This window comes from Muricomes intestini, from assembly GCF_004346165.1.
GTDB classification, from domain to species: Bacteria; Bacillota; Clostridia; order Lachnospirales; family Lachnospiraceae; genus Muricomes; species Muricomes intestini.
Genome location: NZ_SLZZ01000031.1, coordinates 1 through 25,961 on the forward strand (window position 1 = coordinate 1; position 25,961 = coordinate 25,961).

22 protein-coding genes and 1 pseudogene are annotated in these 25,961 nt (G+C 43.8%); 3 read left to right on the forward strand and 20 right to left on the reverse strand.

The features are described 5' to 3' along the window. Positions 1–67 (reverse strand): annotated as a pseudogene (locus EDD59_RS18725) (IS607 family transposase); the annotation flags it as partial. 202 nt (positions 68–269) lie between these two features. Between EDD59_RS18725 and EDD59_RS15295 the strand changes: the two are divergent. After that, positions 270–1,211 (forward strand): LysR family transcriptional regulator, encoded by a 942-nt coding sequence (locus EDD59_RS15295; protein ID WP_132383441.1) that lies wholly within the window; start codon positions 270–272, stop codon positions 1,209–1,211. On the opposite strand, the gene EDD59_RS15300 is transcribed toward EDD59_RS15295, so the two are convergent. After that, on the reverse strand, positions 1,185–3,209 hold the full coding sequence (locus EDD59_RS15300) for a thioredoxin domain-containing protein (RefSeq protein ID WP_132383444.1): 2,025 nt from the start codon (positions 3,207–3,209) through the stop codon (positions 1,185–1,187). The two genes, EDD59_RS15295 and EDD59_RS15300, sit on opposite strands and share 27 nt — an antisense overlap. 349 nt (positions 3,210–3,558) lie before the next feature. Between EDD59_RS15300 and EDD59_RS15305 the strand changes: the two genes are divergently transcribed. Next, positions 3,559–4,929, forward strand: coding sequence for an aldehyde dehydrogenase (locus EDD59_RS15305; RefSeq protein ID WP_132383446.1), 1,371 nt, complete (start codon positions 3,559–3,561; stop codon positions 4,927–4,929). A gap of 58 nt (positions 4,930–4,987) precedes the next feature. Here EDD59_RS15305 and nadA read toward each other — a convergent pair whose 3' ends face one another. The 13 genes from nadA to EDD59_RS15370 form a co-directional block, all read right to left on the reverse strand. Next, a complete protein-coding gene (gene nadA / locus EDD59_RS15310; protein WP_243117454.1) occupies positions 4,988–5,947 on the reverse strand; it encodes a quinolinate synthase NadA in 960 nt (319 codons plus the stop codon). 14 nt (positions 5,948–5,961) lie between these two features. Further along, positions 5,962–7,131, reverse strand: coding sequence for a MalY/PatB family protein (locus tag EDD59_RS15315; protein WP_132383451.1), 1,170 nt, complete (start codon positions 7,129–7,131; stop codon positions 5,962–5,964). A 21-nt stretch (positions 7,132–7,152) separates the two neighbouring features. Then, entirely contained in the window at positions 7,153–8,298 is a 1,146-nt protein-coding gene (locus EDD59_RS15320) for a trans-sulfuration enzyme family protein (protein ID WP_132383453.1), read from the reverse strand. Between the two features lie 112 nt (positions 8,299–8,410). Then, positions 8,411–8,857, reverse strand: coding sequence for an RrF2 family transcriptional regulator (locus tag EDD59_RS15325; RefSeq protein WP_132383455.1), 447 nt, complete (start codon positions 8,855–8,857; stop codon positions 8,411–8,413). A gap of 24 nt (positions 8,858–8,881) precedes the next feature. Next, on the reverse strand, positions 8,882–10,189 hold the full coding sequence (locus tag EDD59_RS15330; RefSeq protein ID WP_132383457.1) for an O-acetylhomoserine aminocarboxypropyltransferase/cysteine synthase family protein: 1,308 nt from the start codon (positions 10,187–10,189) through the stop codon (positions 8,882–8,884). Between the two features lie 22 nt (positions 10,190–10,211). After that, positions 10,212–11,144 (reverse strand): cysteine synthase A, encoded by a 933-nt coding sequence (cysK, locus tag EDD59_RS15335; RefSeq protein ID WP_132383459.1) that lies wholly within the window; start codon positions 11,142–11,144, stop codon positions 10,212–10,214. Positions 11,145–11,373: 229 nt separating this feature from the next. Beyond that, positions 11,374–12,354: a nitroreductase family protein gene (locus EDD59_RS15340; RefSeq protein WP_132383461.1), complete on the reverse strand. Its 981-nt coding sequence runs from the start codon at positions 12,352–12,354 to the stop codon at positions 11,374–11,376. Between the two features lie 20 nt (positions 12,355–12,374). After that, positions 12,375–13,454: an ABC transporter substrate-binding protein gene (locus tag EDD59_RS15345; RefSeq protein ID WP_165920959.1), complete on the reverse strand. Its 1,080-nt coding sequence runs from the start codon at positions 13,452–13,454 to the stop codon at positions 12,375–12,377. A gap of 51 nt (positions 13,455–13,505) precedes the next feature. After that, positions 13,506–14,285 (reverse strand): ABC transporter permease, encoded by a 780-nt coding sequence (locus tag EDD59_RS15350; protein WP_132383465.1) that lies wholly within the window; start codon positions 14,283–14,285, stop codon positions 13,506–13,508. Continuing rightward, positions 14,266–14,808 (reverse strand): L-2-amino-thiazoline-4-carboxylic acid hydrolase, encoded by a 543-nt coding sequence (locus EDD59_RS15355; RefSeq protein ID WP_132383467.1) that lies wholly within the window; start codon positions 14,806–14,808, stop codon positions 14,266–14,268. The genes EDD59_RS15350 and EDD59_RS15355 overlap by 20 nt, the downstream gene beginning before the upstream one ends. Beyond that, positions 14,784–16,127: an amidohydrolase gene (locus EDD59_RS15360; RefSeq protein WP_132383469.1), complete on the reverse strand. Its 1,344-nt coding sequence runs from the start codon at positions 16,125–16,127 to the stop codon at positions 14,784–14,786. Before EDD59_RS15360 ends, EDD59_RS15355 begins: the two co-directional genes overlap by 25 nt. A 383-nt stretch (positions 16,128–16,510) precedes the next feature. Further along, positions 16,511–17,137, reverse strand: a complete 627-nt coding sequence (locus EDD59_RS15365) for a flavin reductase (protein WP_132383471.1) — start codon at positions 17,135–17,137, stop codon at positions 16,511–16,513. Between the two features lie 82 nt (positions 17,138–17,219). Beyond that, entirely contained in the window at positions 17,220–19,376 is a 2,157-nt protein-coding gene (locus EDD59_RS15370; RefSeq protein WP_132383473.1) for a methyl-accepting chemotaxis protein, read from the reverse strand. 529 nt (positions 19,377–19,905) lie between these two features. Here EDD59_RS15370 and EDD59_RS15375 point away from each other — a divergent pair. Continuing rightward, positions 19,906–20,466 (forward strand): biotin transporter BioY, encoded by a 561-nt coding sequence (locus EDD59_RS15375; protein ID WP_132383475.1) that lies wholly within the window; start codon positions 19,906–19,908, stop codon positions 20,464–20,466. Between the two features lie 39 nt (positions 20,467–20,505). On the opposite strand, the gene EDD59_RS15380 is transcribed toward EDD59_RS15375, so the two are convergent. The 5 genes from EDD59_RS15380 to ahpC form a co-directional block, all read right to left on the reverse strand. Continuing rightward, positions 20,506–22,656, reverse strand: a complete 2,151-nt coding sequence (locus EDD59_RS15380) for a Tex family protein (protein WP_132383477.1) — start codon at positions 22,654–22,656, stop codon at positions 20,506–20,508. Positions 22,657–22,820: 164 nt separating this feature from the next. Then, on the reverse strand, positions 22,821–23,330 hold the full coding sequence (locus EDD59_RS15385) for a ferritin (protein WP_132383479.1): 510 nt from the start codon (positions 23,328–23,330) through the stop codon (positions 22,821–22,823). A 97-nt stretch (positions 23,331–23,427) separates the two neighbouring features. Continuing rightward, a complete protein-coding gene (locus tag EDD59_RS15390) occupies positions 23,428–24,297 on the reverse strand; it encodes a DegV family protein (protein WP_132383481.1) in 870 nt (289 codons plus the stop codon). Positions 24,298–24,451: 154 nt separating this feature from the next. Further along, entirely contained in the window at positions 24,452–25,009 is a 558-nt protein-coding gene (locus EDD59_RS15395; protein WP_132383483.1) for an NADPH-dependent FMN reductase, read from the reverse strand. 176 nt (positions 25,010–25,185) lie between these two features. Then, positions 25,186–25,749, reverse strand: coding sequence for an alkyl hydroperoxide reductase subunit C (ahpC, locus tag EDD59_RS15400; RefSeq protein WP_132383485.1), 564 nt, complete (start codon positions 25,747–25,749; stop codon positions 25,186–25,188). Between the last annotated feature and the right edge of the window lie 212 nt (positions 25,750–25,961).

The window sequence follows — 25,961 nt, forward strand, 5'->3', positions numbered from 1 at the left end:
TTACTGATACTCCTAGTAACTCTGCAAAATCCTTTGGCTTGTAGTTTGTGATATTCGTTGTGTTCATGATTATTATATTGCCTCCTTCATAAACATATTATATCACATTTGAGTATATTTGTATATATTTTTAATTACTTAAAATCTCTCCCTTGTCTGGTTCGCATGATTTTCTTGTTGTATTTATTATATACGGGTCCTATAATATAAACAAATATATATACTATTATACTTAATATAGATTATAATCTATACTGCGGAGGAATTTTATGTTTCAAGGAATGGAATACGTCTACATGGTTTACAAAGAAAAGAGTTTTTCTAAAGCAGCTCAAAAACTATTTATCTCCCAGCCCTCTCTAAGTGCCACAATTAAAAGAGTAGAAAGTAAGATTGGCTATCCGATTTTTGACAGGAGCACAAAACCAATAACTCTTACCCAATGCGGTGAAAAATACATAAAATCAGTAGAACAAATGTTGTCTTCTGAAAAAGAATTTTTAAATTTTCTAAACGATTGGGGAGGACTTAAAGTCGGAAGTCTTGTTTTAGGCGGAAGCAGTCTCTTTTCTTCCTGGGTGCTGCCGCCCTTAATGGGTGAATTTAATAAATGTTTTCCCCATGTGAAAGTAGAATTGGCGGAGGAAAGCACAACCGAACTAGCTGCACTTTTACAAAAAGGAGAAATTGACTTTATGATTGACAATTGTGTTATGGATGCCTCCGCTTTTGATAGCCGTGTCTATCATGATGAGCATCTCCTGTTAGCAGTGCCCAGGCACTTTTTGTCTGCACAAGCTGCAGCTAAATATCAAGTTTCTTCAAAAACGATTTATGACGGAACATTCCTTGAAAAACATATTCCCGCAGTACCCTTGCAGCTATTCAAAGATGACCCATTTATTATGCTGAAACCTGAAAATGACACAGGCAAACGTGCCACAGAATTGCTACAAAAGTACAGAATAAATCCAACTGTCCTGTTTCAGCTAGATCAGCAGCTTACTGCTTACAACATTACTTGCTCCGGCATGGGAATCTCCTTTGTCAGCGATACCCTTATCACCCGCGTCCCTCCGCATCCCGCTGTACTTTATTATAAGCTGGATGAGAATATTAGCTGTAGAAAAATCTTCTTCTACTGGAAATCCGGACGGTACTTTACCAGAGCAATGGAAGAATTTCTAAAATGTGCGCAGTGCAGTAAATAGTGTGTCCAGATTATCGGCAGGCACGGAACAAGCACCGTTTTGACATAAATAGTACATAGTACCGCTTTCGGGAACCGGATAGCCCGCTGTAAACGGAGCCACTTTTTCCAGTTCCGCCTCATTTTCCTTCGTTTTTATAAGCACATTCAAATTAGGCACAGGTTTCTTTGCCAGGTAAGCGTTCAGCTCCTCTGAAAAGTTTTTTTCTGCAGTTGTGCAAATAAGCTCAAAGGAAGAATAAACTGCCTGAGAGACAGCCAGCAGCGCCATACTATATCCCGCAGGGTAATCCTGTATTGCTCCTGTAAGAAAACAAAGCTGACGGTAACTTATTTGCTGCCACTCTATTTCACCTGTCAATTTCGAAAGGCTTTCAAACACCAGCGCCGCTACAGAGTTGCCCGAAGGGAGTGCCCCATCATAAGTCTCTTTAGGACAGCTGATAAGCTGCTCACCCATTTTTGAATAAAGAAATAGGCCGTCTTGCCCCTGGTCTCCAAAACATTCCAGCATCCGTTCTGAAGTTTTGACTGCCTGCTGCAAGTATTTGATTTCATATGTTGATTTGTACAATTCCAGCAGAGCAAAAGCATAGAATGCATAGTCATCAAGTTGCCCGGCATGTGCACTCTCCCCTTCACGCCAGCGAATCTTCATTTCGCCGTTTTCGTCGGTCAGAGACTGTTGTATAAAATGCTGTGCTTTTTTTGCAGCTTCTAAATACATAGACTTTCCCAGCATCCCTCCTGCTTTTGCCAAAGCCGCAATCATAAGAGCATTCCACGAAGTAAGCACCTTATCGTCTTTATGAAGACGTGTACGGTTAAGACGATAATTGTAGAGTTTATGGGAAAGCTTTTCTATGTGAAAAGCCCTCTCGGCATACCGAGAATTATCTAATAAATTTAAAATGTTTTTCCCTTCAAAATTCCCCTGTTCAGTTATCCCAAACCACTGACAGAAAACAGTTCCATCTGTTTCACCCAATACATCATAAATCTCCTTTTTCGTAAATACATAATACCTTCCTTCAACACCTTCACTGTCTGCATCTTGTCCGCAGTAGAACCCGCCATTCTCATCGCGCAGCTCCCGCATCACATAATCCAGTGTGTGCTCTGCAACCATCCGGTAAAATACATCGTTTGTGACATGATATGCCTCCATGTATGCAAAAGTAAGTAATGCATTATCATAAAGCATTTTTTCAAAATGGGGTACCAGCCATTTTTCATCCGTCGAATAGCGTGAAAAACCACCGGCCAAATGGTCAAACATCCCTCCGCGAAACATTTGGGTAAGTGTATGGGTCACCATCTGCAACGCAGCTGTATCTTTTTCCAGCATGAAGTACTGTAACAGAAACAACAAATTGTGTGGTGTCGGAAATTTGGGCGCAGCTCCAAACCCACCCCACTGCGGGTCATAAATTGACTTAAATTGTTCAGCCGCCTTCACCAAAAGAGTTTTATTCGGCTCATCAGTTTTACTATAAGTTTCCTGCTGTTTCTTTAATAATACTGCTGCCTGCTCCCCCTGGGAAATGAGTGTGTTCCGGTTCGTTTCCCACAACTGTTTAACCGTTGTAAGAAGTTCCATTAGCCCCATTTTTCCATAAACCGCTGTTTTCGGCAGATAAGTCCCTGTCCAGAACGGCTTTTGCTCCGGTGTCATAATGACAGTTAATGGCCAGCCGCCGGAACCGGTAAACATTTGGCATGCTGCCATATACACAGCATCAATATCAGGGCGTTCCTCCCGGTCTACCTTGATGCAGATGTAATTTTGATTAAGTATGGCTGCCACATCCTCATCCTCAAAGGACTCATGGGCCATAACATGGCACCAGTGGCAAGTACTATATCCAATGCTCAAAAAAATAGGTTTGTCTTCATCCTTTGCCTGCTCAAAAGCATCCGCTTCCCAGGGAAACCAATTCACGGGATTTGTGGCGTGCTGCAGCAGATATGGGGACTTTTCAGTGCTAAGCTTATTCAAAACATTTCCTCCGTTATTATTTTCTATTTATATTCTGTAACTATTCTGAGCCAAAATATATTTTTAATTCAGTATTATAAACCCATCTAAGAATAATTTAGGTTCTTCTTAAAATTAATTTAGATGATATGGTCGGCAACACAGCAATGGATGGGTTTTACGGCAAAAACACTCTCGCATTTAATAAAATATAACTTTAAGGGGTGCTGTAGACAAATTTGCAGCATCCCTTTTCCAAGTCTTTTTTTCTCTAAACCTTATTCAAATTTATTTTAACCTTTTCTTGTTACAATCCATTAAAAAGGTTAAAATATAAATAACTGCTCTACATTTTCAAGGAGGAATGCTCATGAATGACATAAAAAAAACACTCCAGTCACAGCGCAGCTTTTTTGCGGTTGGGAAAACCAAAGATCTTGCTTTTCGGATCAGGCAGCTTCACCGTTTGAGAAACTCTATTTTAAAACATGAAGATGAAATCCTACATGCTCTGAAGCTTGACCTCAACAAGTCTGCCTTTGAGGCATACGAAACTGAGGTGGGGATTGTTCTTGAGGAAATTAAATATACATTGAATCATCTTGCCGGATGGACTCAGCCAAAAAGAAAGGCAACTCCAATCGTGCATTTTCCTGCTTCCAGTTACCTTTACAGTGAGCCTTACGGCTGTGTATTGATTATGGCTCCCTGGAATTATCCTTTCCAGCTCACTATGACACCATTAATCGGCGCTATTGCCGCAGGAAACTGTGCCGTGGTTAAACCTTCAGAGTATTCTTTCCATACCTCCGAAATTATGGGAAGAATACTCAAAGAAAACTTTCCTTCCTCTTATATCAACCTTATCCGAGGCGGCAGGACCGTGAATCAGACCTTATTAAAAGAACATTTTGACTATATCTTTTTTACCGGAGGCGTCACAGTGGGGAAATTTGTCATGGAATCTGCCGCAAAGCACCTGACCCCGGTGACCTTAGAGCTCGGCGGGAAAAGCCCGTGTATTGTGGATGAGACCGCTGACATTGACCGTGCTGCCAAAAGAATTGTGTGGGGAAAATTTTTGAATTCCGGTCAGACCTGCGTAGCCCCGGACTATTTGCTTGTACACAGCAGCGTGAAGGGGCGCCTTACCTGTGCTATAAAAAAATATATAAAAGCCTTTTATGGCGATGCTCCGGAAATGAACCCTGACTATCCAAAAATCATCAACCAAAAACATTTTGACCGTCTCTTAAGCCTGCTGCAAAGCGGCCACCTCACTGTAGGCGGACAGTATAATGAAGACACCTTACAGATTGCCCCTGCTTTACTGGATCATGTAAAATGGAATAGTGCCGTTATGCAGGAGGAAATCTTTGGTCCACTGCTCCCAATAATGGAATTTGATCGACTGGAGGATGCTTTTTCTATGATAAATGCTCATGCAAAACCACTGGCACTTTACATGTTTACCAGTAAAAAAGAAAATGCAGATGACGCATTGAAAGCCATCTCATTCGGGGGCGGCTGTATCAACGACACTATCATTCACCTGTCGAACCCAAATCTCCCTTTCGGGGGTGTAGGTGACAGCGGTATGGGACAATATCATGGAATCAATAGCTTCCTTACCTTTTCCCATCAAAAAAGTATCATTAGAAAATCAAATATGGTGGATATCCCCTTTCGATATCCACCATATAAGAACCATATAAAATTGTTGAAAAAATTTTTAGGGTAATATCAGATTGAATTGAGAAAGAGGCTGGTATAAAAGTACAATTTTTATAACATCCGGATCATTCCTCCGCTGCCAGCTGCAGCATCCGCTCCAATGGAAGCTTCGCCTTCTGCCGGATTTCTTCATCCAGCTGCACTTCCGGCCCCATGCGCTCCAATGCCTCCAGAACACTCTCCAGCTTGATGCGTTTCATGTTGGGGCAAAACTGCCTGTGACCTACGGAATAGAACTTTTTACCCGGGTTTTTCTGCTGGAGTTCGTAGAAAATCCCCATCTCCGTGCAGATGAGAAAGACCTTTTCCTCGGACTGTGTGGCGTAATCCAAAATCTGGGATGTACTGCCGATAAAGTCAGCCAGTTCCAGCACTTCCTCTGTACATTCCGGATGTGCCAGAATCAAAGCCTCAGGATGTACTTCCTTTGCCTTAAGTACTTCTTCTCTGTGTATACTTGTGTGAACATGACAAAAGCCGTCATGGAAAATAAAATGTTTTTCCGGAAGCTGCTTTGCCGCGTAACGGCCCAGATTGTTGTCCGGGATAAAGAAGATGTCTTTGTTCGGCAATTTCTTCACAATACGTATTGCGTTGGATGAAGTGACACAGACATCCGATTCTGCTTTTATTTCTGCCGTGGAATTCACGTAGCAGACAACCGCCGCATCCGGATATTGTTCGCGTACTTCATGAATACGCTCAGTTTCAATCATGTGGGCCATAGGGCAGTCCGCCTTCTGGTCGGCCATGATGACTTTCTTTTCCGGATTCAATATCTTTGCACTTTCACCCATAAATGAAACACCACAGAAGATAATCGTCCCCGCAGGTATTGTGGTGGCTTTTTCTGCCAGATAGTAAGAATCTCCTACATAATCGGCAATCTCCTGTACCTCTCCGTCCACATAATAGTGAGCAAGAATCACCGCATCTTTTTCTTTCTTTAACTCTGCGATCCGCTGTTTCACTTCTTTATTTCCATTCATTTTAATTCTCCATTCTGTCACCAGCCAATGACACATTATATCCTGTATATCTAATGCAGCGCCTGCTCCAGCTGGACAAGTGCCTTCTCCAAAGTCTTCCTTGGGCAGGCAATATTAATACGCTCGAAGCCCCTCCCTACAGTCCCAAATATAGCACCACTGTCCAGCCACAAGTTTGCCTTATTCACAATCAAATCCTCAAGCTCTTCCTCCGGCAGATTTAAGCTGCGGAAATCAAGCCATATGAGATAGGTACCTTCCGGTTCTATCAGAGTAATTTCCGGAAGATATTCTTGTAAAAATGCTTTCACAAACGCAAGATTCCCATACAGATATTCTTTCAGCCGGTCAAGCCACTCACCGCCGTTCTCATAAGCTGCCTGACACGCTGCCAGTCCCATCAGGTTCACCTGGCTGTAACCCTGTGCTTCAATCTCTTCTTTAAACCTTTTACGCAAGTCCGTATTAGAGATGAAGATATTCGATATCTGAAGCCCTGCAAGATTAAAAGTTTTGCTGGGAGCAGTGCAAGTAACCGTTATATCCGCATATGCGGGAGACAGGGAGGCAAATATCCTGTGTTGATGCCCGGGGTATGTAAAATCGCTGTGAATTTCATCACTGACCACAATTATATCATATTTTACGCAAATGTCACCAAGTTTTCTCAGTTCCTGCTCCTTCCATACCCTGCCCACAGGATTGTGGGGGCTGCAGAGCAAAAATAGTTTTACATCATTTTCTTTAATTTGTTTTTCAAAATCCTCAAAATCAATTTCATAATGCCCGTTCTCCAACTTCAGAGGACTATTCACCAGTACCCTGTCATTGTCACGGATAACTTCACTAAAAGGGTAATATACAGGCTGTTGGATCAGAACCCCTTCGCCTTCTTTTGTAAATGCGCGGATGGCCGCTGCAATCCCAAAGACCACCCCAGGTGTTTTTACCAGCCAGTTTACCTTTAAATTCCAGTCAAACCTTTCTTTGTACCACTTGGATATAGCCCAGAAGTAATCCTCTTTTCCTTCGCTGTATCCGAATATTCCGTGTTTTACTACTCGCTCCAGCTTTTCAAGAATAGCCGGTGCTGTCTGAAAGTCCATATCTGCCACCCACAGTGGCAGAATCCCCTCTCTCTTTCCTCTTTCCCGTGCAAAATCGTATTTCAGACAGTTTGTCCCTCGTCGCTCTACTACTGTATCAAAATCAAACTTCATAGCTACCCTCCCCCCCATTCTTCACGCCAGTGCCTGTGCCAGATCGGCAATCAGGTCATCTACATTTTCAATTCCTGCAGAAAATCTCAGGAAATCACTGGTGATTCCCAGTCTTTCACGAACTTCGGCCGGCACATCTCCATGGGTTTGCAGCATAGGATAAGTAATCAGAGACTCTGCCCCGCCAAGGCTTTCCGCATAGGTGATCAGTTTCACCCTCTCCAGTATGAGTCTTGCAGTTTCTTCACTGTCTGTCCTAAAAGAAATCATGCTGCCGGCTCCTCTTGCCTGCCTGCGATTTGTTTCATACCCCGGATGTTCGGGAATCCCCACATAATACACCTGTGTTACTTTCTCCTGCTGTTTCAGCCAACCGGCAATCTTAGCGGCATTGCTCTGCTGCTTCTCCATACGAACGGACAGTGTTTTAATTCCTCTTATTAGAAGAAAACTGTCAAAAGGTGCCAGACAACACCCGATTGTCTTAAATAAATACCTTATTCTTTCTGCCAGCGCAGCATTGCTTGTACTCAAAAAGCCGGCTAGAGTATCATTGTGACCTTCCAGAAACTTAGTCCCGCTGTGGACAACTAAATCTGCTCCAAACTCCAGAGGATTCTGAAAATATGGTGACAGAAATGTATTGTCCACAATAAGCAACAGGTGGAATTCATCTGCCAGCCGTCTCATCTGGGCCAAATCTGTCACCTGCATGGTTGGATTGCTGGGAGTTTCAATATACAGGGCTTTCGTGTTTTCCTGAATATGATTTTCCACAAGCTTTACCTTTGATGTATTGACATAGGAAAACTCAATTCCTCTCTGGGCACCTATGGTGTCGAACATGCGGACAGAACCCCCGTACAGATCCTCGGAGCAAAGGATATGGTCCTTTGCACCAAACAATTCCAGGCACAGTTCAATCGCAGCCATCCCCGTAGAACACGCTACTGTATCCACTGCCCCCTCCAATGACGACATAATCTCCTCAAGCTCTGCTCTGGTAGGATTGCTCTCCCTTGTGTAATCATATCCTGTAGAATGTCCAATCCCCGGGTGCGAAAACGTCGCTGTCTGAAAAATCGGCACAGAAACCGCCCCAAAAGGATGCTTCTCCTGATTCCCCCCTCTTCCATGAATACATCGTGTCTCTATATCGTAATCCATCCTTTTTCCTCCTATTTGCAAATTCTCAAAGGGGTCTGACCCTTTTGCCGTCCGTTTTCAGACTTTTCAGATTATTTAGTAAAAACGGGAAGGCATCGTCTTCCCGTTTTTACTAAATGTAGTACATGTCCTGTTCATATCCGCTGTGTGTTAAATATTCCTTTTCTAAATCTGCCAGTGTTATATTTTTTAGTATTTCATCCAGTTGTTCATTTACTTTGTCGATGACTACTGTCTGAATTGTCTGTATAATTTCCTGCTGGCTGTTATCCTCGGGACTTGCCTCCGCTTCAATCTGATAGCTTCCATCCAGTGCTTCTAATATAGAAGCTACCGTGATATTTTCTGCACTGTCATTCAGCAGATATCCGCCCTGCGGCCCTTTTATGCTTTTTACAATTTCTGCTCTTCTAAGACTGGCAAATACCTGTTCCAGATATTGCAGAGAAATGCCGTTCCGCTCGGCAATACTACTTAGTGCTACATGGTCTGTCTTAGAATTTACGGACAAATCTATTAATGCCCTAAGACCATATCTGCTTTTTTTTGAAAATTTCATGGTACCCTCCACAGTTTTTGTATATTATACTGCATTAAATGCCTCTTGTAAATCTTCTATAATATCATCGATATGCTCGGTACCAATGGAAAGGCGGATAGTATTCGGCTTGATGCCCTGGTCGAGCAGTTCCTCCTCTGTGCACTGGCTGTGCGTTGTCGTTGCCGGATGGATAACCAGTGACTTCACATCGGCCACATTTGCCAAAAGTGAGAACAATTCCAGATGATCTATGAATTCCTGTGCCTTCTTTGCGTCTCCCTTGATTTCAAATGTGAAGATAGACCCCCCGCCATTTGGGAAATACTTTGCATACAGCTCTTTTTGTGTTTCGTCTTCTGTCACGGACGGATGATGTACCTCCTCGACCTGTGGATGATTTTTCAGATATTGCACCACTTTCAGGGCATTTTCCACATGGCGCTCTACACGGAGAGACAATGTCTCAAGTCCCTGTAAGAACAAGAATGAGTGAAATGGAGATATCGTTGCCCCTGTATCTCTTAACAGAATCGCACGGATCTTTGTCACAAAAGCTGCCGGTCCTACCGCTTTTGTAAAGCTGATGCCGTGATAGCTTGGATTGGGTTCTGTCAGTGAAGCAAACTTTCCTGAAGCTTCCCAGTCAAATTTTCCGCTGTCCACAATCACTCCGCCGATAGTAGTTCCATGTCCGCCGATAAATTTTGTTGCAGAATGTACCACAATGTCCGCGCCATATTCAATCGGACGTACCAGGTACGGTGTTGCAAATGTGTTGTCCACAACAAGAGGAATCTTGTGTGCGTGAGCAATCTCTGCAATTTTTTCAATATCTACTACATCCGAATTCGGATTTCCCAGTGTCTCTATAAAGATTGCCTTTGTGTTCTCTTTAATGGCAGCGTTTACTGCGCTCTCGTCAAAAATATCCACAAAAGTAGTTGTAATTCCATACTGCGGCAGTGTGTGAGCCAGCAGATTGTAAGTGCCCCCATAAATGTTTTTGGCAGATACAATGTGATCGCCATTCTGTGCCAGATTCTCAATGGTATATGTGACAGCTGCGGCACCAGATGCAACTGCAAGTGCCGCCACGCCTCCTTCCAGTGCCGCAATGCGCTGTTCAAACACATCTTCTGTGGGATTTGTCAGACGCCCGTATATGTTACCCGCATCAGAAAGTCCAAAACGTGCAGCTGCATGCTCACTGTTGTGGAACACATAAGATGATGTCTGATAAATAGGAACCGCTCTTGCATCGGTTACCGGGTCTGGCTGCTCCTGTCCTACGTGCAGCTGCAGCGTCTCAAATTTTAACTTTCTATTCTCTCTTGTAATCTTTTCACCCAATTTATTTTACCTCATTTTCCTTTTACTCGCCAAAAAGCGGTGTAGAATAGTATCTGTCTCCTGTATCCGGCAATAATGCCACAATTGTTTTCCCTTTGTTCTCGGGGCGTTTCGCCAGCTCAATTGCTGCATACAATGCTGCTCCGGAAGAAATCCCCACCAGAACACCTTCCTGCTTTGCAAATGATTTTGCCGTTGCAAATGCATCGTCATTCTCTATCTTCAGAATCTCGTCGTAAATCTTTGTATTCAGCACCTCCGGTACGAAGCCTGCCCCGATTCCCTGAATCTTATGCGGCCCGCTCTTACCTTCGGAAAGCACCGGTGAGGATGCCGGCTCTACTGCTACAATTTTGACATCGGGATTCTGTGCTTTCAGATATTCACCCACACCTGTGAGAGTACCGCCTGTGCCAACTCCCGCGATAAAAATGTCTACCTTTCCATCTGTGTCATTCCAGATTTCCGGTCCTGTCGTAGCCTTGTGAACAGCTGGGTTTGCAGGGTTTACAAACTGTCCCGGAATAAAGCTGTCCGGAGTTTCCTTTGCCAGTTCGTCTGCCTTGGCAATGGCACCCTTCATTCCCTTTGCCCCCTCGGTCAGTACCAACTCTGCACCGTAAGCCTTCAGTATATTTCTTCTTTCAACACTCATTGTCTCCGGCATAGTCAAAATGATACGGTAGCCCTTTGCCGCTGCTATAGATGCAAGACCAATTCCTGTATTACCTGATGTAGGTTCAATGATGACGGAACCTTCCTTTAGGATACCCTTCTCTTCTGCGTCCTCAATCATTGCCTTCGCGATTCTGTCCTTGACACTTCCCGCGGGATTAAAATATTCCAGCTTTGCCAATATAGTTGCTTCCAAATTCAGGCTCTTTTCTACATTTACCACTTCCATCAGGGGGGTATTCCCTATCAATCCCAATGTTCCTTTAAAAATATTTGCCATTTTCTTTTCCCTACCTTTCATATATGTTTAGTATGTTTTATGTTATTATTATATCCATGTTATCCAAATATGTCAACTATATTTTTGCAATTCCAGTATACAAATTTTTAATGGCACATGCAAGGGAAAACTCATATTTCTTTACATGTGCCATCTATGCATTATCCTTGCAATTGCTGAGAAGAGACGAAGGGCCAGCTCGACTCCGCTGCCCTTCTGTATAGGTATTTCAATATTTTGCCAACACTGCGTCTTCTACGCTGGAGCGCAGTGGGGGATGAGGTGTCTGATCTCCATATCCCACATCTACATATGTTACCATTCTAATGTAGTCCGGCAGCTCAAACTTTTTTCTAAGTCTGTCAGAAAACTCCTGGTTCGGGAACGTGAGCCATACACCCTCCAGGCCTGCGGCATGGGCAGCAAGTACAATGTTCTGGCCTGCAGCGCCGGCATCCAGAAGCTGATTTCTTACAGGTGTAAATGAATTTGCCTTATAGCATCTCATATCCTGGAGAATCACCAGATGAACCGGGCCACCCGGGACATCGCTTCCTTTAAATAATCCAGGCTCATTTTTTTCTCTTACTACAACATATTTAATGGACTGGACATTGCAGCCATGGGCAGCCCACAGCCCTGCCTCCAGTACTTTATCAATAATTTCATCCGGCACTTCCTGATCCGTAAATTCTCTGACCGAACGCCTCTCCTTTAGTATAGTAAAGAAATCCTCTTCCATTTCTTTTGTAACTGTCTTAGGCACATATGGTGATAAATCCACCGGTTCTCCATTAGAAAGCTTATCCGCAGACTGCACTAAGAAGCTGGCATATTGATATTCCGGAAGTTCTTGGCTCAATCCCCGCTTTACCCGCTCATCTTTAGGGACTTTTGCAATATCCATCCCGAAAGCGATATTCTTCTTAATAGTTCTCCACGGATAGAGCGAAGCATCCTGAAATACAACACCGATATCCCGGCTTGTTCCCTTCACCGGAACATCATCCAGCAGAACCTCACCTGCTGTATGTTCAAGAAGGCCGGCAACTATCTCAAGCAATGTACTTTTCCCACATCCCGAAGGACCTACGATGCAGACAAATTCCCCGTCCCGGATCTCCATGTTAATATCTGTCAGAGCATGCGTCATCTCACCGTTCTCACCGGGATAATATTTCTCCAGATTTTTGATTTTAATGGTCGGCATTCTTTTTTGCTCCCTCCTTGCTATTTGCTTTCCGGGTCTGTAAGGCCCAGTTCATCAGCAGCTTTCTGCGCAAATTCGTTTGTATAAGTTCCATCCGCCTTTACGTTTTTGTCGAGCCATCCGTAATCCTTCAGATATTCTACGGTCGTATTAATCCTGTCGTCCGGTATTACCGGATAATCAAACCATACATCTTTCTCTGATTCCACAGCCTTTTTCATTACATCTTCCGGAGTATTCATCTGTTTGGCCGCCCAGGAAATGAATTCATCAAAATATTCATTTTTCACTTCTTCGTGCACTTTATAGTAAGCGGTCAGAAAACGCTGTAATTTCTCAGGCTGCTTTTCAATCATCTCATTTGAGGCTATAATAGTTCCTGTATAATAATCTGGAATGTAGTCCCATGCCCGGCCAAGAATGTGACCTGTCCCTTCGGCTTCAGCCAGGGCGGCATAGGGATTATGAATGATTGTTGCGTCTACTTCCCCTGATGTAAGTGTGGCATATGCTGACTGGTAAGTTCCATTTGCCACCAGTGTCACATCGTCTTCGCCAATTTCGTTCTCTTCCAGCATCTTCAGGACAGACAGCCTCATGCCGCCTGCGGCAGCTGCAGTTCCGATTGTTTTTCCTTTCAGGTCACTGATCTCTTTTATACTATCATCCCCGGCAACCAGCCAGTAGCAGCCGGAATACCTCCACATATTTCCTACCAGTTTTGCAGGAACACCATTGTAAATACCGGGAATGTAGGAGCTTGGATCGCCGTCGGCAAGATCAACCTCTCCCCTGGTTATCATTGAAAGGGCCTCGTCATTGCTGCTCCACTGGATATTGTCAAATTCAATACCAAGTTCTTTGTACAATCCTTTTTCAATGGCAAAGTTATTGACCGCACCTGTCATACCTGTGGCAAAGCAGGTACGGAGTTTAATTGTATCGTCATCTTCGGATGAAGGGTTAGATGATGCAGAATCTGCTGTTCCTGCCGTTTCAGGCCTTTTTGATGCTTCAGAGTCTTTTGATGATGAGCATCCGGCCACAACCGAAACTATCAGTGCCGCTGCTGTCAATACAGATATAATTCTTTTTTTCATGTACAATACCTCTTTCATTTCGTTAGATTTTCAGGATCTTTACTTTGATCTTTATACTCGCCTCCACCTGTGACACATTAAATACTCAATCACTGCAATCAGTTTAACAAAGCATACCGAAATCACTGTTACCAGTATGATAATGAAAAACATCCTGGGTGTATTCAGCAGATTCTGAGATTCTGAAAGTAAATACCCCAGTCCCGCTTTGGCGGACTGCATTTCGGAAAATACAACTCCAGTCAGGGCTGTTGCCGCAGCCAGTCTCAGACCGTTGAACATAGAGGGTAGCGCTGCCGGAATCATGACTTTAAATACTGTCTGCAGCTTTGTTGCATTAAATACCCTCGCCACTTTCAAATACTCTGTCTTACATTCTTTTGCTCCGGTAACAGTATTATATAGAATTTGAAATACGGAAAACAAGAATATAAGTACCACTTTGGATTTAAAACCAATCCCAAACCACAGGATAAGCAGAGGCAGTATCGCTGTCTTGGGAATTGCCATAACTGCTGAAAAAAATACATTACTGTACGCTTCCACTTTTGGGAACATGGTCCAAATCAAACCTACCGCAATACCAAACACTGCAGCCAGTGCATATCCCACTGCCACCTCCTGAAGCGTAAGAATCAAATGGGGCCACAAAGTTCCGTCTGTTATAATACGGGCTGCCTCTTTCACGATGCTGGAGGGGGATGCCATGAATACCTTGTTGACTGCTCCGGAACCCACTGCATATTCCATACCCCCAAGCAGTGCCATCAATGTAAGAATCTGCAGCACATTGATAAATGTGATTTTTCGCTTACTGCTCTTTGCCGCCATAGGTGTAATTTCCTTTCTTCACTTCTTCGCTTACAAAATATTCTCTCTCACAGCTTTCTCCCTCAAGCAGTACATTCTGGGTGAGCTTATGGGAAAGGCGTTTCGTAAAATTTTCAATCGTCGTGGTGTCTATCACATCGCAGTAATAAGGTGCCAGCTCCTTAAACCAGGGATGCTCATCAAAATATGTTCTCCAGACTTCAGCGTAAGGACAGTGGTCTGCTCCCCACTGTGGGATCCAACCACACAAAGGCAAGTCTACCACCTCCATAAAATCTTTCTTTGTCTCTGTGGCCTTCCCCTGCTTATGTGCCTTTTCCCTTAACTGATCAGAACGGTCCACAGCCAGCTCAAATACAGTCTGCCTGACAATTTCTTTCGTTTTTTCCAGACCATAAGTCTTCTGAAGTACATCGCAAAAGTGAAAATACAGCATTGCAAACTGTCTTGCCGCCTTTCTGATTTCATCCACCATCTGCTCTCTCAAAACAGTGCCCGTTATTTTGTAACTTTCCTTTCCCATATTTCCTCTTCCTCCACCGAATAGAACTTATTCAGAAATTCTATATATTCTTCTTTTGACTGAAATACCGGGTGGTACTCCTCCTTTACTCTTTTGGCAAGTGCCGCCCCATCCTTCAACATCCGATATGCGCTGAGTGCAAAAATCTTTGCTGTCAATATATATGCTTCCTCCTCATCACAGACCGCAAACTCGGACTGATGAAGTCCACCTGATGCGCCGCCGGTGTTAAATGTGAGTACCGGCATTAGATGCTGTACATCGCCCACATCTGTAGAGCCTCCTCCGTGCTTTTTAACCACATCTGTATCCACCTTTTTGGGAGCTGATACCTCTTTTATCACTTCCAGGACTTCCTCCGGCACTGCCTGGGGAAGAGACGGAAGGTACCCGGGCATTGTCTCAATCTGGTACCCGGCACCCATGGCCATCGCTCCGGCTTTAAAGGATCTGTCTGTCTTCAGGGAAGCGTCCGTAAATGCTTCTCTTGTCTTTCCTCTTACCAGTGTTTCAATAATAGCCTCATCGGGTACCACATTTACCAGATTGCCGCCTTTTGTCATAATCGGGTGCACTCTGACACAGTCCTCGTCGCGGAATGTCTCACGGTTAAAAGCCAGTCCCTGAAGCCCCAGCGCAGCAGCCGACAGTGCGTTTACCCCCTGCTCTTTTGCTGCTGCCGCATGTGCCGCCTTGCCTTTTATGGTAATAACCTTAGATACAAAACCGTTGCTGCTTCCAGTCCCGGCGGATATTCCCTCCATGGAAATGTGATGAACAATGCATGCGTCAATATCATCAAATGCCCCTATACGGATCAATTCACATTTCCCGCCGCCGTAGCCAATTTTATTCTGTTTCATTAATGTTTTCTTAAATTCCACTTCTCCGTATTCTTCCGCCGGTGCCGCCAGGAAAACGATCTGTCCATTCAACTTTTCTGAAATGTTTTTTTCCGTAAGTGCAAGAGCCGCCCCTATGACCCCTGCAAGCTGTGCGTGGTGTCCGCAGCAGTGTGCCGCCTGTGTGTCAGGATTCGCATATACATGGCTGGGAATCCTCAGTGCATCTAGTTCGCCAATCGACGCAAGAGAAAAATTGTCTTTCTCTTCCGAGTTCAGATATGCCTTCACACCAGTAATAGCCAAATTATCTTCTATCCGCTCCGTCCGGCTCTCCATGAATTTCCGAAATTTCTCACTGGTTCTGAATTCCTTGTACCCCAGTTCACCATGACAATAAACATCATTCGCAAATTCCAAAATCACACTTCTGTTGTCATCAATTATCTGTACAATCTGCTCTTCCGTTTTGTCCATACACACCCTTCTCTCGCCTTTATTATGCAATTTTTCACATTAACGTCCTAAAACATATATTGCATGTATGATTAGTAGGTATATTATCACTATTTTTCCTAGCTGTCAATTACTTTTTATACTTCTCATATATAAATAATATGATACCAGGGTCAAAAGGTCATGCGTTTCATGCTTGCATGAAAAAGCATGACTTTGGGGGAGCACAAAGTGCGTAGCAATCCGTAGGTATCAAGGGTCAAAATACCTTTTGACCCCAACATCATAATATGTATAAGGTTTGAAAATTGCTCCATCACAAAAATGACCCCCTATACCTGTTTTTCATTTATAGGGGATCCTATTCTTTTATCTCTTAAATTTTACACCGAATAGTTAATTAATTAAAGCTTTACGAACTGCTCCCTGCCATTTCCGCACACGGGACAGACATAATCCTCCGGTATCGTATCTGCCTCTAATATATAACCGCAGATCTGACAGCGGTAGCCTGTCTTTTTCTCCTCCGGAATGTAGCTGGACGCTTTGGGCGGTGTAACCCCCTTCTTTACTGAATGATAGTAAGCATATGTCATAGGAGGTTCATCCTTATCCAAAACCTCCGCATCATCTATCTCGGCAAGAAAGACCTTATGAGTTCCCACATCCATGGAAGATTTCACTTTACAGGTGTACCTTGCAACTACCTGCTCACATACATATGGTATATCATGACAGTCTATCTCTGTCTCAAATCCCTCAAACTTATTCTTATCTTTACTGCTCTGAAAACCAAATGCCCGGATCAACTCCATCGTTGCCTCCTGAGAGAGTGCAACCCCTTCAAAATACCCGGACTTCTCTATTATGCTGGTTGTGTAATTATCCTTGTTAATCGTAAGGGTAACCTGCAGCGGCTTTGATGTCACTTGCATCAGCGTATTTACAACACACCCGCCCGTCTTTCCATCGCAGTTGGACGAAACCAGATAAAGTCCGTAGCTCATTTTTTGAAATGCTTTTGTATCCATATAGATCCTCCCTTTCAGCAACAATTATTGTTATTATCATTGTGCCACAAATGGAATTATTTTACAACCCCGGGACATGATTTTAGTATTTGCCCAATTCTAATGTAGATTCTGATACTGGGGCCTTTGTCTCAGGCTTCTCAGCCTGATGGGAAGACTCTGATAATATATCGCAGGTTTCTTTCGCCAGTTTAAATCGTCCTACTTCCTGGTGCAGCGCTGCTGCCTGAGCGGACATTTCTTCACTTGTCGCGGAATTTTGTTCTGCGGTAGCTGCATTGGTCTGAACCACAGCGGATACCTGACCAAGCCCCTGCTTCACCTGTTCAATTGCACCAGCCTGCTCGGCAGATGACTGTTCAATCTTCGCAAAGCTCTCCGTCACTCTATGTGCGCTTTCTTCCACATCCTGAAGTATTTTTGCTGTTTCCTTTGTAATCTGAGTTCCTTTTGATACAGTAGTTACCGAGTGATGAATCAGATCAGCTGTCTGGTTTGCAGCTTCGGCCGATTTTGCGGCAAGACTGCGCACTTCATCGGCAACCACAGCAAAACCTTTTCCGGCATCTCCGGCCCGGGCTGCCTCGATGGCTGCATTCAGCGCTAATATATTGGTCTGGAACGCAATATCCTCAATCACTTTTGTGATACTTGCGATTTGGTCGGAAGCAGAGCCAATCTCGTTCATGGCCTCTGTAAGCTGTATCATGTGCTCATTTCCTGAAATAACGTCTACACCGGTCTTTTCCACATACCGGGTTGCCATCCTCACATTCTCAGAATTTTCTTCGGCCTGTTCTGCAATGGCTGTAACAGAAGCACTGAGTTGTTCAATAGATGCCGCCTGTTCAGCCGAACCTGAAGCCAATGCCTGTGCACCATTTGAAACCTGCTCGGCTCCAATACTGACCTGCCCGGCAGTATCATTAATGAGATGCAATGCATGATTCAGAGAAATAGCAATTGAGTCAAAAGCTGTCCGTATAGATGCAAATTCTCCTACATAGTCCTCCTCCAGATGAATACGCATATCCCCCTCGGCCATGCTCTCCAGAGTGTTTGTAATCTCTTTTATATATGCCAGGTATCTTCGCAGCTGGACAACCGTGCGGCTCAGTGCGTCACTCATTTGTCCGGTTTCATCGGCCGAACAAGAATCAATGACAACGTCCAGATTACCGTCGGCAATCAAATCTGCCGTGCTTGTAAGCTTTTTAATAGGTGTCACAATCTGCCTTGATACGATCATAATGACAATTGCCATAATGACTAATATTATAGCAAAGATCCCCAACATACTATTTCTGACAGTAGTATAAGCCTGATTGTACTCTTTATCCGGCAGCCCTGTGGTAAGAATCCATCCTGTATCACCTACAGCTGCAGAATAGCCATAGTTGTGTTTCCCCTCAACAGTATAATCGATGTTTCCGGTTTTCTGAGATGTCAGTGCCTTTTTAAGGTTATCAGAAAAACCTAATTCTTCAATGTTTTTATTAACAAATTTACCATTAGGATGATAAATTATCTGGCCGCCGGCAGTCGTCAGCATAAATTGCCCTGTGTGTCCCAATTTGTAGGAACTCATCATCTTCCCGACTTCGTCTAATGCCAGATCTATGTTGACAGCCCCATTGACTTCTTTGGTTCCTGTCTTAAACACAGGAGCCGAAATACTAACAACCTGTTTTTTTGTAATAACATCCAGATAGGGATCTGACATGATCGGTTCTCCTGCCTCCTTAAGCTGTTGGAACCAGGAACGTTCGGTAATAACCCAATCATCGGCAGAAAGGGATCCGTCATCTGCCACAAACCTGCTGGTATCAACATCCGCAACAATAACAGACATAACGGCCTCGCTGCTGGCTGACCTTATGTTGTGCAGTGTATTAACTACCCCATCGAAACTGGGAGTCTGCTCCATTTTTGTCCCGCCGCCGGTTTTATTCACAAGTGCCTGCACCTCACTGTTATTCGCAATGACACTCACAGCCTGATAATATTGTATAAAATATCTATTAATATCATTAGTTGCCGCCTGAGACTGCGCTGCCAATTCACCGTTCCTGAGTTCTGTCACAGAATTATCGGTGATTTTGGTAATAATAAGAATTAGAATTACAAACGAAAGAATTACCGTCCCTCCAATAAACGTCAATATTTTGCTGGAAATAGTGCGGAACCCTTTTTTCTTTACCTGTGTTACTTTTTTTTTTTCCCCTTTTCTCCTTTTCATGGCAAAAAGCTCCTTCTTTAGTATATTTTTAAACTTTATTAACTAATTTTAATTCTACCACTCAGTCTTTCTTATTTCAATCAAATTTCCTATATTTACAATGCTTTTCAGAATTATTAATTTCTCAATATTTATTATAATCATATTATAATCACTTGTAAGTCATATTGTAATCACTATTATCAGACTGTGTGACAATTCGCATGGCTGAATTATTATCAAATTGTCAACCTATTTATATTTTATGTTGACAAATGTTTGTAGTTCTTTTATACTAAATAAAATGATGTAGGGGGCAAAAGGTATTTTGCCCTCTGATACCTACGGATTGCTCCGCACTTTGTGCTCCCGCAATCCTAAAAACATTCGAAATCCGCCCTGCTCGGGCTACTTTCTCATGTTTTGCGGGTCCCAAAGTCATGCTTTTTCATGCAAGCATGAAACGCATGACCTTTTGACCCTGGTATCATAAAATGAGCTAAGAAAAAAGAGCCTGGCTTTCCAGACTCCTGCAATAAAGGAGAGTACTATGAATAATTCATCCAAAAATAAATCTTCTATCTCTACAAAAAATCTTGCCCTCATTGGCGTTATGACAGCTATCATCTGTATTTTAGGACCCATTGCAATTCCTTTGCCCGTCAGTCCTGTTCCTATATCTTTTACGAATCTTGCCGTCTATCTGGCTGTTTACGCATTGGGAGCGAAGTTCGGTACTATAAGCTGTGCCCTTTATCTGCTCCTGGGGACAATAGGACTTCCTGTATTTTCCGGCTTTTCCGGCGGACCTGCAAAGCTTGCCGGCCCCACAGGGGGGTATCTGATAGGATTTCTCTTTATGGCACTGATTACCGGTTTTTCCATCGAATCCTTTTCCGGAAAGCTTCTTCCTGCCGTCGCAGGCATGGGGATAGGTGCCGTCATCTGTTATCTCTTTGGGACTCTATGGCTGGCACATCAAATGAACCTGACCTTCACAGCCGCTCTTACAGTTGGTGTCATACCTTATCTTGCCGGAGATGCCATAAAAATCATTGCCGCCGCACTGTTGGGACCCAAACTCAGGAGGGCTGTCCTGCGTCTTTCTTAAATCAGTCACTATCTCATTGACATTTGCCAAATAGTTTGCCTAGATTCCCCGCATGGTGAGCTGGATTCTTTTCTTTTTTAGATCCACGCTCATCACCTTAACATCTACAATATCCCCCACACTGACAGCTTCCAGAGGATGTTTGATGTATCTGTCAGTAATCTGTGATATGTGTACCAGCCCGTCCTGATGCACCCCGATATCTACAAACACACCAAAGTCAATGACATTGCGGACAGTTCCTTTCAGAACCATTCCCTCTTTCAAATCCTTCATATCAAGTACATCTGTGCGCAAAATAGGGCGGGGCATCTCGTCGCGGGGATCCCGGGCCGGTTTTTCCAGCTCTTTTACAATGTCCCGCAGGGTTATTTCACCAATTCCCAGTTCTTCCGCTAGTCTTTTGTAATCCTTGATTGTCAGCGACATCCCGGTCAGATTGCCTCCTATAATATCCTCCGGCCTGAATCCCTGCTTTTCAAGAAGCTTTTCTGCTGCTTCATAGGACTCTGGATGTACCCCCGTTGCATCCAGAGGGTTTTTACCGCCTGTAATACGCATAAATCCCGCACACTGCTCATATGCCTTGGGCCCTAGTTTCGCAACCTTAAGCAGACTTTTTCTATCTGAAAACCGTCCATTTTCTTCCCTGTAGGCTACAATATTTTTTGCAATATTGCCAGTAATTCCGGATATATAGGAGAGCAGCGGGGCAGATGCCGTGTTCAAGTCTACACCTACTTTATTTACACAGTCCTCCACTACACCCCCCAGAGATTCATCCAGCTTCTTCTGATTCATATCATGCTGATACTGGCCCACGCCTATAGATTTCGGATCAATCTTCACCAGCTCCGCAAGTGGATCCTGAAGACGTCTTGCAATAGAGGCAGCGCTCCGCTGTCCCACATCAAACTTGGGAAATTCCTCTGTTGCCAGCTTACTCGCAGAATATACCGATGCCCCCGCTTCATTTACAATCACGTACTGGACTTTCTCCGATATTTCCTTCAAAAGCTCCACAATAATTTGCTCTGACTCCCTGGATGCCGTTCCATTTCCCAATGAAATCAGGGTAATATGGTATTTTGAGATAATCTTTTTCAGAAGGTCCTTGGACGCCTTGATTTTCTGGGGCGTTGTGGGGGCAGTGGGGTGGATTACTGTTGTTCCCAATACCTTACCCGTGGCATCTACGACGGCCAGCTTACAGCCGGTGCGGAAAGCCGGGTCCCAGCCCAGAACCACCTGTCCGGCAATCGGAGGCTGCATCAGAAGCTGATGAAGATTCTTGCCAAACACTTCTATGGCGCCGTTCTCCGCCTTCTCCGTGAGTTCATTTCTTATTTCCCGTTCAATAGCCGGTGCAATCAGACGTTTATAACTGTCCTCAACCACAGCTTTCAGTACCGGGGTTGTATACGGATCTTCCTGAAGGATTGTCTTTTTTTCCAGATAGCGGATAATATCCTCTTCCGGTGCCTCAATTTTCACCGTCAGCACCTTCTCTTTTTCTCCTCGGTTCAGCGCCAGTATCCTATGTCCTGCCAGCTTTGCAACAGGTTCCTCAAACTCATAATACATTTCATAGACAGACTCGGCCTCGGGGTCCTTCGCCCTGGAAGTCAGCTTGCCCTTCAGGGCCGTCATGTTTCTGATCCAACTCCTGTAATCTGCTTCGTCCGAAAAAGCTTCCGCAATGATGTCCTGCGCCCCTGCCATTGCATCCTCGACGGAAACAATTCCTTTTTCTTCCGACAGATATTTTTCAGCTTCCTTTTCCAGCGGCTCCTCAGTCTGCTGCAAAATAATCAAATTGGCCAGCGGTTCCAATCCCTTCTCTTTGGCTATGGTTGCACGGGTCCTGCGCTTCGGGCGGTAGGGCCGGTATAAATCTTCTACAACAACAAGAGTTTCAGCTGCCAAAATCTGTGCTTTTAACTCCGCTGTCAGTTTTCCCTGTTCCTCAATGGAAGACAGCACGTGTTCCTTTTTCTCTTCCAGATTGCGGAGATAAATCAATCTCTCATACAGCCTGCGCAGCTGTTCGTCATTCAGAGAGCCTGTTGCCTCCTTCCTGTATCGTGAAATAAAAGGAATCGTATTCCCCTCATCAATCAACTTCACCGCAGCACCCACCTGCCATGCTTTAACTTCCAGTTCTTCTGTCAACTTCTGATTAATATTCATACTCCTGTGTACCTTTCCTTCCCAAATATAGAACACAAATATTTTAACATACTGAAATTAAAAAAGAAAGAAAAAAGGGGTCTGACCCTTCTTGGCTCCATTTTCTGAATTGTCTGGGACAATTCAGAATTCGGTGGCCAAAAGGGTCAGACCCCTTTTTCTTTTTACAAAACAAGTGAAGGTGCTGCATAAACTCTTGCCTTCAGTTCCGCATCCAGCATGTAAAGTCCTTTCGCTTCGCTGCCGAATAATTCCATCTTCTGGATAAGATCAGTGGCATTCTTCTCTTCTTCTCCCTGTTCTTTCACGAACCAGTCCAAAAACTGTGTTGTGCGGAAATCATTGAGGCCTTGTGCTTCTCCATAGATGTTGTGGATGCTTGCTGTAATATACTTCTCGTGTTCCAGCGCAGCCTGCAGCGGCTCTATCAACTCCTTGTAACTCTTATCCGGCTTTCCAACAGCCTCCAGAACTGCATTCTCATCGTTGTTGTGCAGATACTGATACATCAGCATCGCATGGTCTACTTCTTCCTTCGTCTGAACCTCAAACCAGTTTGCAAAGCCATCTAATCCCTTTCCCGAATAAAAATTAGCCATATCCAAATACAAATATGCAGAGAAAAACTCTTTATTAATCTGTTCATTCAGTAAGTCCAATATCTTCTTGTCCATAAATATACCTCCTTATATGGTAAGATTACAGCATCACATATAACCATTGATGCCCTATTGTTTTCAATTATAGCATCCAAAAACCCAATGTCAACGACTACAACCGGTACTCTGACGGCCTTTCATTAAAAAAGAATACTCCGATACCGCCCATTCCCAGGTGTACTCCCAATACGCCTCCGATTTGGCTGATTACAGTCCTGCAGGCAGGCAGCGCCTCTTTCAGAAGTTTCTCAATCTTTTTTGCCGCCTCGGTGTCTCCTGCATGGGTAATAGCAATCAGCTGAGTCTGAAACTGTTTGCTCCTCTTTATCACTTCTTCCGCTACTGTGGAAATTGCTTTCTTCTCGCCTCTTACCATTCCCTTGACAACCATTTTTCCGCTTTCCACATCCAGCCACGGGCGAATGTTCAATACACTTCCCACAAAGCCAAGGGGCTTGTTGATTCTCCCGCCTTTTACCATCCAGCTCAAATCCGCAATCGTAAAAATATGTTCCACATGTTCAATCATGAATCTGACCTGAGTTAAAATCTCTTCCATGCTGCTCTTTGCCTTGGCCATTTTCAGCGCCTGGAGTACAATCAGCCCTGTCGCTGCGGAGCCTCCTTGGGAATCCACAAGTTCCATACGTATATCCGGATACTCTTCTCTCAATTCTTTTGCCACAACATTCGCGAATGAAAAGCAGCCTGACATTTTACTGGAAAATGAAATATATAGAAAATCATTTTCCCTTTTACAGCAGTCTTCAAAAGCTACGTGAATAATATCATATGGAATCTGTGCAGTGCCAGGCAGAATGCCCTGCTCCATCAGCTCATATACCTGCTCCGTCCTTAAATCCACCCCATCTAAATACTCTTTTCCCTCTGCCGTAATTACCAGAGGCAATGTAATCAAGTCATAATCCTTCAATAGTTCCTCTGCAATATCGCAGGTGCTGTCCGCAATTACCCGAATCATCCTATACCTCCCTACTTATGTCTGTCTGACAAACAGCATAAGCGATTGTATATCCATTATACGACTTCCGGCACCTTTTCGCAATTTCAAATTGTCATCAGAAGAAAAATCCTACCCCAAAAGATAAGACTTTCCTTCATGTGTTAAGCGCTAACTATCTTTTAAACTTAGAAACCCAGTCTGTGTATGCCTCTGCAGCAGATTTTATAAATCCCTTGGTTCCCTCGATAAAATTACCGTTGTCATCCAGCAGATCTCCTACGTTAGACAAATATACCTCCGGCTGCTGCATTGTATAAATATTTAGGAATGTCAGAACCTGACGTAAGTGATGGTTTGCACCGAACGCTCCGGTTGCGCCTGGAGAAACACTGACTACAGCACCAGGTTTCCCTGACCAGCAATTCTGACCGTAAGGTCTTGATGCTATGTCAAGTGCATTTTTCAATACTGGGGGAATAGAGCGGTTATATTCCGGGGTAACAAAAATATAAGCATCCATTCCCTTTACTTCTTCTCTGAATGTCTTCCATGATTCTGGAGTTGTACCATCGTCATCATAATCCTGATTGAACAATTCCAATTGTTCAATCTTCAGGAACTTTACCTGATAGGATTCAGGAAGATATGAAACAAGTTCTTCTGCCGCTTTTTTACTGAACGCATCTCTTCGCGCACTACCTACAACAACACCAATGTTAAGTTGACTCATACTTTTTTCCTCCGTATTTTTCTGTAACTATCCAGCGCTTAACCAAAGCAAGATAATGCAATGTGCATGTCCTTGGTTAGCAACCGTAGTGTGATTGTTTAGCAAGAGCGGTACCTTTTGGGGTAGAATCAAGCTTGGCCTCCTGAACAGTTACTATTTTTTATATAATACACCTTTTAAATTTTCCCTACAAGGTCTTTCTCCGGCTTCAGCGTACTGGCACCCGGCTGCCATTTTGCAGGGCACACCTGATCGCCATGCTCCGCGACAAACCGGCACGCCTGTACACGCCGCAACAGCTCGTCTGCATTTCTGCCTACATTGTCGGCAATCACTTCATATGCGACAATCTTCCCTTCCGGATTTACAATAAAGCTTGCACGCTCTGCCACTCCATCTTCATCAATCAACACATCAAAAGACTTTGCCACTGCTCCATTTGGATCCGCAAGCATCGGAAAATGAATCTTCTGAATTGTCTTAGATACATCGTGCCATGCTTTATGTACATAATGACTGTCACAGGATACACTGTAAATTTCACAGTCAGCCGACTTGAACTCATCATATTTATTTGCCAGGTCTTCCAGCTCCGTCGGGCATATAAATGTAAAGTCCGCCGGATAAAAGAAAAATACACTCCACTTCCCAAGAATATCCTCTTTTGTAATTGTTTTAAAATCGTCCTCTACAAATGCATTTACAGAAAAATCATCAATTTCTTTTCTTATAAGTGACATAACAACACCTCCTGTTTTCAATTAGTTTCATCTAACTATCTAAAATTATAGCAGGACTGGCAGAATATGTCAATATATAATAATAATAATCTTTATTATTTATAGCTTATTCTAAACTATGCGGAGGTAAATCAACAGGAGCCTGGCATCTGTTAATCTCCTCTGTCCACTGGCATAGTATATTACGATGTAGGGGTCAAAAGGTATTTTGA